The organism is Savagea serpentis (assembly GCF_015351395.1).
GTDB lineage: Bacteria > Bacillota > Bacilli > Bacillales_A > Planococcaceae > Savagea > Savagea serpentis.
Genome location: NZ_JADKPV010000001.1, coordinates 768,222 through 780,048, shown reverse-complemented (window position 1 = coordinate 780,048; position 11,827 = coordinate 768,222). Strand labels below are relative to the sequence as shown.

Annotated in this window: 12 protein-coding genes; 1 reads left to right on the top strand and 11 read right to left on the bottom strand. The window is 43.8% G+C overall.

Annotation, left to right across the window (positions count from 1 at the left end):
* Positions 1-19 precede the first annotated feature (19 nt).
* Entirely contained in the window at positions 20-550 is a 531-nt protein-coding gene (locus IRY55_RS03970) for a GAF domain-containing protein (RefSeq protein WP_194561949.1), read from the top strand.
* A gap of 557 nt (positions 551-1,107) precedes the next feature.
* Here the strand turns inward: IRY55_RS03970 and IRY55_RS03965 are convergent.
* From IRY55_RS03965 to IRY55_RS03915, 11 genes are all read right to left on the bottom strand, one after another.
* Positions 1,108-1,716 (bottom strand): alpha/beta hydrolase, encoded by a 609-nt coding sequence (locus tag IRY55_RS03965; RefSeq protein WP_194561948.1) that lies wholly within the window; start codon positions 1,714-1,716, stop codon positions 1,108-1,110.
* Between the two features lie 4 nt (positions 1,717-1,720).
* A complete protein-coding gene (locus tag IRY55_RS03960; RefSeq protein ID WP_194561947.1) occupies positions 1,721-2,692 on the bottom strand; it encodes a ring-cleaving dioxygenase in 972 nt (323 codons plus the stop codon).
* Positions 2,692-3,237, bottom strand: coding sequence for an NADPH-dependent FMN reductase (locus IRY55_RS03955; RefSeq protein WP_194561946.1), 546 nt, complete (start codon positions 3,235-3,237; stop codon positions 2,692-2,694). The genes IRY55_RS03960 and IRY55_RS03955 overlap by 1 nt, the downstream gene beginning before the upstream one ends.
* 118 nt (positions 3,238-3,355) lie before the next feature.
* Positions 3,356-3,847 (bottom strand): GNAT family N-acetyltransferase, encoded by a 492-nt coding sequence (locus IRY55_RS03950; protein WP_194561945.1) that lies wholly within the window; start codon positions 3,845-3,847, stop codon positions 3,356-3,358.
* Between the two features lie 117 nt (positions 3,848-3,964).
* Positions 3,965-4,504, bottom strand: coding sequence for an NADPH-dependent FMN reductase (ssuE, locus tag IRY55_RS03945; RefSeq protein WP_194561944.1), 540 nt, complete (start codon positions 4,502-4,504; stop codon positions 3,965-3,967).
* 130 nt (positions 4,505-4,634) lie between these two features.
* A complete protein-coding gene (locus IRY55_RS03940) occupies positions 4,635-5,462 on the bottom strand; it encodes an aldo/keto reductase (protein ID WP_194561943.1) in 828 nt (275 codons plus the stop codon).
* Between the two features lie 35 nt (positions 5,463-5,497).
* Positions 5,498-6,256, bottom strand: a complete 759-nt coding sequence (locus IRY55_RS03935; RefSeq protein WP_194561942.1) for an AIM24 family protein — start codon at positions 6,254-6,256, stop codon at positions 5,498-5,500.
* A 96-nt stretch (positions 6,257-6,352) separates the two neighbouring features.
* On the bottom strand, positions 6,353-7,705 hold the full coding sequence (locus tag IRY55_RS03930; RefSeq protein ID WP_194561941.1) for a GntP family permease: 1,353 nt from the start codon (positions 7,703-7,705) through the stop codon (positions 6,353-6,355).
* 12 nt (positions 7,706-7,717) lie between these two features.
* Positions 7,718-8,830, bottom strand: coding sequence for a glycerate kinase (locus tag IRY55_RS03925; RefSeq protein WP_194561940.1), 1,113 nt, complete (start codon positions 8,828-8,830; stop codon positions 7,718-7,720).
* Between the two features lie 68 nt (positions 8,831-8,898).
* A complete protein-coding gene (locus tag IRY55_RS03920; protein ID WP_194561939.1) occupies positions 8,899-9,945 on the bottom strand; it encodes a sugar diacid recognition domain-containing protein in 1,047 nt (348 codons plus the stop codon).
* A 66-nt stretch (positions 9,946-10,011) separates the two neighbouring features.
* Entirely contained in the window at positions 10,012-11,784 is a 1,773-nt protein-coding gene (locus IRY55_RS03915) for a glycerophosphoryl diester phosphodiesterase membrane domain-containing protein (RefSeq protein WP_194561938.1), read from the bottom strand.
* Positions 11,785-11,827: the final 43 nt, after the last annotated feature.

Sequence of the window (11,827 nt, the reverse complement as noted above, 5' to 3'; positions counted from 1 at the left end):
AAGAAATGGGGGGTTGCTCATGTTTGAAACAACGATGTATACAGGAGATCGCGCGCAAGATTATGCGACGGTCCGCTCACAGCTTATGGCACTCATTGACGGTGAAACGGATATCGTGGCGAATTTGGCGAATGCTTCTGCTTTATTAAATCATTACTTACAAAATATTAATTGGGTCGGCTTTTATTTATGGAAAGAAGACGAACTCGTACTCGGTCCTTTCCAAGGGCTCCCTGCTTGTATTCGCATCCCTGCTGGAAAAGGTGTATGCGGTACGAGTATCGAGGAAGAACGCACATTGCGTGTCGCCGATGTCGAACAGTTTCCAGGACATATTGCATGCGACGCAGCGAGTCAATCGGAAATTGTCATTCCGATGATCGTCAATGGCGAAAAGTTCGGCGTACTCGATATCGATAGCCCGGTTAAAAATCGCTTCGATGAAGTCGATGAACGCGAACTCGAACAGTTTGTAACCATTTTAACGAATTTCCGAAAGAAGTCTCCCATCCTCAAGGAGTGTGAAGGTGCGAATAGCACCAATGAGTAGGTGGGAGATGAATTTCGGTTGGCTTTAGCCAAAGAATTTGGTAAAATATAGACATAATGTTCTTTGACAACTGGATATATGGAGTTGCATACGGAAATAAGAGCGAAAACCAAGCCCCTCGTATGTGTAAAATATCCAAGGTACTAAAAACATTGCGTATCAGTAGGGTTGGAATGCCCCGAATTCACGCTCGTGGAGAACACATAAGACTTGCTTGCAAGCTATGTTCGTGGAAGCGAGAAGCCCCCACTTCAAATAGACCGTAAGGTTAACTAAGTGGTGGGTAGTTCACAAACGAACCTCAATTAATGAAACATTACAAAAACACTTTCGAAGTCGTACTCTTGTAAAAAGTACTGACATCGGAAGTGTTTTTGTATGGATAAAAATGTTTATACGAGCGAAGTGAAATAGGCGGTAATGAAAGCTAAGGAAAATGTTCATACATTTTGTTGCCTACTTCAATTATGATAATGAAGAGCTTATCCAAAAATAGGCTGCTTCACACTTTTAGATTTCAGTGTGAAGCAGCCTAATAAAGGTACTTTATAGTCGTCTTAAATTCTACTAAGTGTCGTTAACCACTGTTTCGCCGCTTCTAATTCAGTGTACGTGATCTGATGTCCGTTTGATTCAATATGTGCTTTGACATTGGCATGCGCGGAGCGGTACATGTCGAGTAATTGTTCGGTTTCTTCGTAAGGGACGAGCGGATCGTGAATGCCTGCTGAGATGAAGATACTCGTTTCATCGAGTGATGCAACGTTATGTCGTCTTGTCGGAACCATCGGGTGCAGTAAGATGCCTCCTTTTACTGCATTCGGAAATTGTAATAAATAGTTCGCCGCAAAGTTTGCACCGTTAGAATAGCCGATAAATACGATATCTTGTAAAGAAAATGTATACTCATTCGCCCAATGAGTTAATGTTTCGTGAAATTGAGCCGTTCTTGCGATTAAGTCGTCTTCATCGAGCACGCCTTCCCGCAATCGTTTGAAAAAGCGTAACGCCCCATTTTCATTCACTTCGCCTCGCACACTTAATACATTCCACTCATCCGTCAGATGCTTAGCGATCGGCAACATACTTTGTTCATTACCACCTGTGCCGTGCAGTAAGACGAGTGTTCCTTTCGCTCGTTCGACAGACGTATAAATATGTTCCATCTTATCACTCACCTCTTTTTGTATGGAGCGGTTTTAAGTTCGCTTCAATGATGGCGCGGTCGTTTTCTAAAAATGGCGGAAGCGATAATGCTTCACCGAGTGTATCTTCGGGTTCATCAATCGCAAAACCTGGACCGTCAGAAGCGATTTCAATCGTCAAACCGTTCGGATCTTGCATGTAAATCGATTTGAAATAGAAGCGGTCGACGAATCCTGAATTGCGTACTCCAAATTGCTCGAGTCGTTCAATCCATGCATCAATATCTTCTTCTGTCGAAACGCGTAAAGCGATATGGTGAACGCTACCACGCCCTGCCCGTTCTACTGGTAAATCTTCCCGGTGCTCCACATGGATTTCAGCCCCTGAGCCGCCTTCTCCTGTTTCATATACTTTGTAGCTCGTACCATCCGCTTCATACGTTCCCGCTTCACGGAAATGTAAAACGGTTGTCAGTAAGGCATCCGTCGCTTTTGCATTCGCTACTGTGAAATACGAAGGCCCTAATCCATAAATCGCAAACGATTCTGGAATATCGGCCACTTTCCACGGAATCCCTCCTGCGACTCCTTCATTATGTTCATCGGATACGAGCATAAGTCGTTGTTTTTCCGGATCGCGGAAGCGTAAAGTTTGGCGCCCTGCTCGTTCTGTAATGTCTTCATGCGCCACATCGAATTGTTCAAAACGCTCTTTCCAAAAATGCAACGCTTCATCTGTCGGCACACGGAAAGAAGTAGTCGAAATGCTGTTCGTTCCTTCATGTGTTTGCCCGACGACGGGGATTTCAAAGAAAGTCATTTCTGTTCCTGGTGAACCTTCCCCGTCCGCGTAAAATAAATGGTACATCGACGGTGAATCTTGATTGACCGTTTTTTTCACGAGACGGAATCCGAGGACGTTCGTATAAAAATCGAGATTTTGTTGGGCGCTTTTCGTAATTGCTGAAACGTGATGTAATCCTGTAAATTGTAACATTATGCATGCACTCCTTTTGTATTTTGGATAAATTGAATGAATTGCTGTACGTAGCGGTCGACGTAACGGAATGTGTTCGGTTGTTCCGCAACTGCGCATAATTCATGAACCCGTGAGACGTGTAATTTTTCATGTGGTAAAACATCAGCACGCATCGCTTCTAACACTTGTCGTAAGTGGATTTGTGCGAATGCCGTTCCCATTCCACCAGGGGTCGCGCCGATAATGCCGACTTGTTTATTGTGAAAAACAGAATTGGTCACCGGACGTGATCCCCAGTCGAGTGCATTTTTCAACACACCTGGTATGCTGCCATTATATTCTGGCGTTAAAATAATGAGCCCATCCATTCGTTCTACTGCTGTTTTAAACTGTTGAACAGCATGTGGGTCTCCATTTGTTTCTAAATCTTCATTGAAGAAAGGTAATTCCCCAATTGAAATCCGTTCAAACGTGACGTCAGAAAAAGCTTGTGTAATATGTGATGCAAGTTTCGTATTGTATGATTGTTCTCGTAAACTACCGATAATGAATCCGATATTCATATGATCGTCTCCTCTGTTTTGAAGTTAATTGTAGTATCGCACATAATTATCTTGAATTCAAGATATATGTTTCAAATAAAAAACCTCTCGAAGTTTGATGCACTTCAAGAGGTGGATATCATAATAAATAACTCATCGTCAATTCATCGACATACAATTCATTAATACGAAGAGAATCACGCTTGACGCCTTCTTTTTCAAATCCGCATTTTTCATATAATCGAATCGCTTGTTCATTAATTGTAAGAACCGTTAATTCGAGTCTGCGGAGAGGTGAATGTTTCGCCCAGTCAATCACATATTCAAGAAATTCTGTTCCGATCCCTTGACCACGTACTCGCTCATGCATGCCCATCACGAGATGTGCACGGTGACGAATTCTTTCAGGTTGCTCCCCTTTAATAAATATGTAGCCCGCAATCCCTTCTTCATCTTCCGCCACGAAAAAACCAGAGCGTGCTGTATCTTCTTGTTCAATCGATTGCGCAAATGTTGCTTCTTCCATTTCTCTCTCTCCAGGACTCCATAACATTGTTCCTGCTTGCTCTGCATTTTCCATTACAGCAATAATTCCTGCTGCGTCTGCTTTTGTCGCTTTACGATATTGCATATGTCACAACTCCTTTCACCTCTTACGTCATTCTTTATTAGTATACAACGACTTCACATTCTCTGCCAATAAATGAGGATAACAAAAAAGAGACTAGCATCGACTAGTCCCTCTCTTTTAAATTTCACATGTTGGATCGATAATTTCGATAAAGTTTTGAAGTTGTTGCATCGTACGTGCATATGTCGCTTCATCGACGATCGGTTGCTCTGGTTGTTCACGATCGATATAGGAATCAACATAGTAAATGCCACGCACAGGCGAGCCTTGAACGATTGAAATTAAAGGCTTCAATGCGTATTCTAAGGCGAGTAAGTGATAATGGCTACCACCTGTCATAAATGGTAATACCGTTTTCCCTGCCAACAACTGCTGGGGGAGCACGTCGATAAAGGCTTTAAATACACCTGGATAAGATGCTTTATAAACCGGTGTTCCAATAACGACACCGTCTGCTGCTTCGATTTGTTCACCGATCCGGATGACCGCATCACTATTCCAATTGCCATCGATTAAATCATTCGCTGGAATATCTTTCATCGTAATGAGCTGTGATGTATGCCCTTTCTTTTTTAACGTTTCACTCATAAATTTAAGAACGGCTTCCGTACGTGAGTAAGGTGTCGGACTCCCTGAAATATATACAATATGACTCATAATGTCCTCCTATGGTAAAATATTTATAATAGTAAGTATAACAGAACAAAGTGAGTTTGTGAAAGGGTGAGCAATGGTTTTATTGGTTGGGTTTTTGCTGTTTGGTTGGGATAAAATTGTCGGATAATGTTTATTTAAAGTGCTCTAAAAAGTTAGGGTCTGCTGGATTTGCCCCTGTACGGCCATTACACTCTAACTCATTGATTGATTCCATACATTCATCCGTCAATTCTACTTGCCCGACTGCGAAGTTTTCATCGATTCGGCTCGGCGTAACCGATTTCGGAATGATGATACGACCTTGTTGTAAATGCCACTGCAAAATCGTTTGTGCAGGTGTAATCCCATATCGCTTCGCTACTTCACGAATCGCTGGATCTTGCAAAGCTTGGCCACGTCCGAGTGGCGCCCATGCCGTCACCGCAATATGATGCTCACGACAAAACGCCATCAATTCACGTTGTTGTAAATACGGGTGAATTTCGACTTGATTAATGTTTGGATACTCCCCTAATTCTTCATGAATCGTCTCTAATTGTTCAATCGTATGGTTACATACACCAGATGCGCGCACTTTCCCTTCTTCCGTCAACTTTAAAATGGCACGATACGTCTCTACATATTTTCCAGGGACTGGCCAGTGCGTTAAGTATGAATCGATGTAGTCGAGACCTAATTTTTCAAGAGATTGTTCAAAAGCATGCAACGTCTCTTCATATCCTGTATCATCGTTCCACACTTTCGTCGTAATGAAAATCTCTTCCCTTGGAATGCCGCTCTCTCGCACTGCCCGACCGACGACTTCTTCATTATGGTAAAAAGCTGCCGTATCAATTGAACGATATCCTACTTCTAAAGCGTGACGAATCGCGCGATACGCTTCTTCTTCATCCGTCATTTTATAGACACCTAATCCGATTTCAGGCATCGGAACGCCATTTTTTAATTGTTTCTCCATATTTTTTCACCGTTCCTTTCTCATGAAGGGCTTCTTTACACAAGAGGGGCCATCCATACTTTTCCTGTACCACGGTAAACGTTTACTAAACCTTCTCCAGAAGCTGCAGAACCCATCCACGACTTTCCAGCACGTTCTACTGTGAAATTTAAGCTACCTGACCATGCGATCGCCATATTGCCATCGACTTTTAGTTCATCGTCGTGTAAATCAATCTCAATCAACTCCGCGCGTGGTACGTCCGATTCTAACGCTACGACGCCATCACCTGTCAAAGCTAAGTTAAACAACCCTTCACCACCGAATGCGGCTGAAGATAAATTGCTGCGCATGACGACTTTATGTTTCACATGATGTTCGCACGCTAAAAATAACCCATCTTCTATTACTATGGAACCGTTCCAGTCGTTTAGATCAACGAGTAAAATATGTTTATACGTCGGTTCTAATACGAGCATCCCTTCTCCCGTATATTCTGGCTTAATCGCTGATTCATTCGTCACCGAACCGCGCAAAGCCTTGCCGATAAAATCGCCGACTCCTTTCACTCCTGTCGTCGCTTTCACATCGCCGACTGTCCACTGCATCGCACCCGCTTGTACCGTAATTTGAGAAGGTCCAACTTCACAAATTAATTGACGCTTTCTCACATTCATTTTAGAAGCGTAATAAGCCGCTTGCGCTGTCGCATAATCGACGCTTAAATCTTTTTCATATTCCAGTACTTGAAACGGACCGGTCTGTTCAATAATTGAACCGTTCTCTCGTTTTTCTAAATTACGTATCGTATACATCCGATTCCCTCCCTTTTCATTCTAGTATAGTCGATTTTGAAGAAACCGAATAGAAAAACCTTCCTCTTTTTGTAGGAGAGAAAGGTTTTTTAAACATTATACTAAAATTAACCAAAGAATAAATGTCGTAGCGAACGCTGCGAGCCCTTGGAATAAAGTCGCCATCGTTTGCGCTTTGTACGCTTGTGTGACTGACATACCACTAAATTGCGTCACAACCCAGAAGAAGCTGTCGTTCACATGAGATACGACCATCGCACCTGAACCGATCGCCATAACGACGAGCGCGAGTGGAACAGCCCCTGTGATCCCGACTTCAGTGAGAAGTGGTGCAACGAGTGAAGCGGTAATGACGAGCGCTGCAGTGGATGACCCTTGCGCCGTTTTTAAAGCCGCTGCGATTAAAAACGGAATGAATAAAAATAATGCTCCTGTGAAAAATGCATTCGAACCAACGTTTTCAATGACTTCGACAATCGACGTATTTTGAATCACTTTCCCGAAAGCGCCGCCCGCTCCTGTGATGAGTAAAATCGGTGCAGCTTCTTTTAGTCCATCACCAATCCAATCATTCAACGTAACTTCAGAATATTCAGGTAATAAAAGGAAGGCAAATAGTAAACCGACAAATAGTGCGACAACCGGTGACCCTAAAAATAAGAAAATATCAAAAAAGACGCCTTCCCATTTCATAAATGTAATGACTGAACTAAAACCGATGAGTAAAATCGGAACGATGATCGGTGCAAAAGATTTCGCCGTTGAAGGCATTTCACCGAATTCTTTTATAATCGTGTCGTAATCGTATTGTAAAACACCATCTTCTTCCCCTTCGATATGAATCGTCGGACCGACTTTAATCGCCCAAAGATATCCCGCGATTACAGCAGGAATAGAGACGATGAGGCCGAATAAAATAATTGTACCTAAATATGCTTCCGCTCCAATATTTCCTGCAGCTGCGATTGGACCAGGTGTCGGTGGCACTAAATTGTGCGTCGCAAACAATCCTGTCGCGAGCGCAATGGACATCGAAGCAACCGTCACTTTCGTCTTATGTGCAATCGCTTTCTTTAAAGAAGATAAAATGACGAATCCCGAATCACAAAATACAGGAACACTGACAATAGCCCCGATGATGCTCATCGCAAGTTGCGGATGTTTCGGCCCGACGATACGCAAAACGACTTCCGCCATACGTAAAGCCGCTCCTGAACGCTCTAAAATAATCCCGATTAACGTCCCGAAGACGATGACGAGTCCAATCCCACCCATCAAGCCTCCGAATCCTTCGTTCACAATTCCACCAATGCCTGCGATCGGTAATCCAGCCGCAATTCCTAAACCGAAAGATGCAATAATTAATGATAAAAACGGATGTAACTTTAATTTCGCTGTCGCAAATACGATAAAGGCAACAGCCACAGTAACTAAAATAACACTTAACATAACGTTCCCCCCTTAAATGGATTGTCGATAAAAATGAATAATATTTTTCGTCATTTCGACGATAGATTGTTCCGCGTTTTCCATGGCATCCCTCAATGACATCGGTTGCATAACGGTCGAAAAGACACCCGCAAACACTTCACGAAGTGCTTCTAGATTTCCCGTCACACTGCCAGAAAGTAATACGGTCGGAACCTTTTGTTCCCGGGCAAACTGTGCGACGACGTACGGCGCTTTTCCGAAAAGCGTCTGTTCATCAGACTGCCCTTCCCCTGTCAAAACGAGGTCCGCACGTCGGATACGTTTTAACAATTTGCTTTCTTTTGCGATTAATTGCGCACCTGGTTGCATCGTTCCGCCTAGTTGTAAAAAAGCGAATCCGAGCCCTCCAGCAGCCCCGGCTCCCGGCTCATCGGCCTCTCGCTTTTCGAAAAGCTTAGCATAACAGGCGAGCGCTTCATCGAATCGAGTAATGTCTTCTTCTTTCACCCCTTTTTGAGGACCATAAATTGCCGTCGCCCCTTCTTTTCCACAAAGGGTATTTGTGACGTCGTTTGCGATAATAAATGTCGCCTCGCTCAATCGCTCATCGCGAGACGACGAATCGACAGCCGCTACTTGAAAAAGATCGCTCCCGTTTCCTTCGAGCTCATTTCCTTTTGCGTCTGTAAATGTATAACCGAGTGCCGTAAGCAACCCGATTCCGCCATCATTGACAGCTGATCCGCCAAGGCCAATGATAAACTTGCGATACCCTATCGCTAACGCTTCACGAACGACAACACCTAAACCGTAAGACGACGCATTCATCGGATTGCGCTCTCGCTCCGCAAGCATCGGCAAACCGATACATTTGGCACATTCAATGACCACCGTGTCGTCATGGATGACGGTAAATGTCGTGTCTATCTTCCGTCGGAGTGCGTCACATGTCGAAACGCTCACCGTCTTGCCTTCTAGTGCGACTGCTAGCGCTTCCTCGGTCCCTTCGCCGCCATCGGCCATCGGAAGTAGATCGACGGTTATCGAAGGATCGATTTCTTGAACGCCTCTTTTCATCGCTTCTGCTACTTGAATCGCTGAAGCACTTCCTTTAAATGAATCTGGTGCTATTACAATATGCATGTCATCACATCCTTATCGTTAGTATACAAAAGATGAAAGCGGTTTCCATCGGTAATTTAACCAAATATTCACAACTCTTTTTTGTGCAAATGAACAAATAGGGCATATAAGAAAAATAATTGATCGAATCGTTGCGGGTGAAGTCCCGTTTGTTCGGCAATTTTTTGCAAACGATACGTTAACGTGTTGCGATGAATCATTAATTGCTTAGCAGTATGTTTTAACGAACCATTTTGTTCGACAAACTGCGCAATCGTCTCCCAATCTTCCGCTTTCAACTGAGCGATTGCTTCTTTTTCTTCTTTGAAAAACGTCTCCCAAATATCTTCTGGAATCACTTGCACGAAAACATCGAGTTGCTCTTCTTCTACTCGATGCCCGTTTAAGCGAAGGTGTGGAAGAGTGCGCAATGTCGTTCGAAATTGCTGAATAGTTTCGATAGGTTGACTCATGACCCACTGCCATTCAGGCCATCTGTTTTGTTCATGGAAAGGCTTACCGCTTATCCAAATGAACAAACCTTCCGAGATTGCATACGTACAAATGACATGTACCGCAAGACGCGCCACATCATTTTTCACACGTTGAATCGCAACGGGATCAAGCAATGCATGAAAGTACAGTAGTTGACTGTTCTGTGGGAAAGAATGATCGGTAAGCTGAATGAAACGCGTTTCGATTTCGTCATCGGATAACCGTTGTTCACGTGCACAATGCATAAAACGATTCCATCGTTCTTCACGTTCGCGTTGTTCATTTTGAATGAATAGTTGCTCCATTAACAATTGCACCGTTTTTTGTACGAGCTTCGCCATCGGCAAAATATCATTCGGCTGACCGCTAACGCCGACGACACCCACTACTTGCTCTTGAAACCAAATCGGTAAATTGACCCCGCTTTTCGTGCCAGGATAATCGTTTTGGTTCGCGAAACCGATCGTAATCGGTCGCTTTTCTTGAATGGCAATCATCGCTCCCATATGTTGTTCCCCGATGCGTGAAACGTCCGTACTTGCGACAACATACCCTCGTTCGTCCATTAAATTTAAATGATAGTCGATGATCGGACTCACTTGTTCAATGATCGCCTGTCCGAGTGATGCAGATAATAACATACCGAAACCTCCTTTTTAACTAGTATGCCATAAAAAAAGAGCCGATTTCATATCGACTCTTTCTTTTTATTGATTTTCTTCAATTAACCAAAGCAAGCGCTGCAACAGTCCTTGCTCTTCTTCATACGTATCGCGCACATCGACGGCGTCCGATACGTGATTCGTAATGAGTCCGTACACACCCATTCGAATGTAATGATGCATTAAGTTTTCTTTATTGACGGTCCAAACGAATATTTTTTTATCTTCTTTTTCTGCATTTTTCACAAGATCCGCTGTCACTGAAAAATCTTCCAAACTTAAAAACATCGATTCTGTTTTCGGCACGCGACCTACGTTCAGTGCGATGACGTCACTCGTTGGGATGAGCGGGTCGATCGCTTGTATTTTGCGCAAATGAGGAATGTCGAGCGATTGAACGACGTAATCGTACGCAACTTCTTTTTCATGCAATAATTTCACGAGATTTCGCTCCATCTCCGCTGACTCGTGGCCGTATGTTTTCGTTTCCACAAGCAAGCGAATGTCGAGCTCTTTTGCTCGGTCGATGTATTCTTCAAAGGACGGGAGCGGTTCGATATGATGACCGTCCGTCAACGTCACCTTCGTCAATTCATCGAACGTCATTTCTCCAACGACACGTGAATCTCCCGCTAGACGGCGCAACGTTTTATCGTGATAGACGACAAAATGACCATCTTTCGTTTCTTGAATATCCATCTCCACCATATCGGCTCCCGCCTCTGCTGCTGCATCTAAACTTGCAATCGTGTTTTCAAGTGCGACCGCCGCATAGCCACGATGCGCAACTACTTTCGTCATCGGCTGATACACCGTTTCTTTCAATGTATTCGTATGAATGAAAGCGAAGACGATAAAGCCGAGTGCCAACAACGGCCAAAAGCGACGCAAATACGTCCCGAACGTTCGGCGATAACTCGTCACTTTCCCGAGGCGCTCTTCTCCTCGCTCGATGATTGTCACAGCTTCGGTCAACATCGGCTGCATGAGCGCACTCGTCGTAAACAAAATTCCTTGAATGATCGTAAAACTAATCCCTGCGACAATCGGCAACTGCATTTCAAAGTAAGATTCAGCGATAAAAAGGGGCGCAAGCGTTAGCGTAATGAGCACGGTCGCACTCGCCGTAAACGTGAAAACGATCGTCACTAAACTCGTCACGATGCGCAATACTTTCCCTTTCGAATGGCGCCAACTTTTCTTTAATGACTGACGCATCGATGCTTCTCGCTCTGTTGAAAAATAAAGCACCGTAAAGACGAAGCGAGCGTTCACATAGAGCACGACCGCCAGCCCGATGCCGAGCGCGATTTTGCCGTACGACATGTTCGCTACTTCATCGGTAATAAAATATGGAATTTGTAACGCTTCTGTCCAAGACGTACTCATTCCGAGTGAAGCAATCGGCAACAACAAAACGAGATAAATCGTAAAAATGAGAAAGTGAATGCTAAAAAACTTCGGGACTTTCGCATTTAGCTCACGCAAAATCGTACGAAACGTAAACGGTTCGCCTAGTCGTTGATATTTCGCTACTAAAAAATAATACCCGAACTCGTAAAAGGCGAAAAAGGTGAGTAAAAAAAGTAAAACGATTAAAATTCCGAGCGCCAGCGGACTTGCCAACAATTGAATGATATTCGTATTCGTCACACTGACGAGTCCGGCGGTATTTAACATCGTGTAAAACAAAAAGGTTACGAGCGGAACTGCCAATGCCCAGCGCATACTTTGCAATAAGAAAAACCCGAATAAATATTCTTTCGGATCCATCAAAATACGCCTCGCACTCATCCGCATCACCGTAAACATTTTCATAAAAAAAGCCTCCAATCCATTCGTCCATTGTAGACGAAACAGA

Excerpts from the sequence above, each read along its gene's own strand:
- IRY55_RS03955 (WP_194561946.1), bottom strand. The coding sequence starts at position 3,237 with ATGAATATCGGATTCATTATCGGTAGTTTACGAGAACAATCATACAAT.
- IRY55_RS03970 (WP_194561949.1), top strand. The coding sequence starts at position 20 with ATGTTTGAAACAACGATGTATACAGGAGATCGCGCGCAAGATTATGCG.
- IRY55_RS03930 (WP_194561941.1), bottom strand. The coding sequence starts at position 7,705 with ATGTTAAGTGTTATTTTAGTTACTGTGGCTGTTGCCTTTATCGTATTT.
- IRY55_RS03920 (WP_194561939.1), bottom strand. The coding sequence starts at position 9,945 with ATGTTATTATCTGCATCACTCGGACAGGCGATCATTGAACAAGTGAGT.
- IRY55_RS03925 (WP_194561940.1), bottom strand. The coding sequence starts at position 8,830 with ATGCATATTGTAATAGCACCAGATTCATTTAAAGGAAGTGCTTCAGCG.
- IRY55_RS03915 (WP_194561938.1), bottom strand. The coding sequence starts at position 11,784 with ATGAAAATGTTTACGGTGATGCGGATGAGTGCGAGGCGTATTTTGATG.
- IRY55_RS03940 (WP_194561943.1), bottom strand. The coding sequence starts at position 5,462 with ATGGAGAAACAATTAAAAAATGGCGTTCCGATGCCTGAAATCGGATTA.
- IRY55_RS03950 (WP_194561945.1), bottom strand. The coding sequence starts at position 3,847 with ATGCAATATCGTAAAGCGACAAAAGCAGACGCAGCAGGAATTATTGCT.
- IRY55_RS03935 (WP_194561942.1), bottom strand. The coding sequence starts at position 6,256 with ATGTATACGATACGTAATTTAGAAAAACGAGAGAACGGTTCAATTATT.
- IRY55_RS03965 (WP_194561948.1), bottom strand. The coding sequence starts at position 1,716 with ATGGAACATATTTATACGTCTGTCGAACGAGCGAAAGGAACACTCGTC.
- ssuE (WP_194561944.1), bottom strand. The coding sequence starts at position 4,504 with ATGAGTCATATTGTATATATTTCAGGGAGTCCGACACCTTACTCACGT.
- IRY55_RS03960 (WP_194561947.1), bottom strand. The coding sequence starts at position 2,692 with ATGTTACAATTTACAGGATTACATCACGTTTCAGCAATTACGAAAAGC.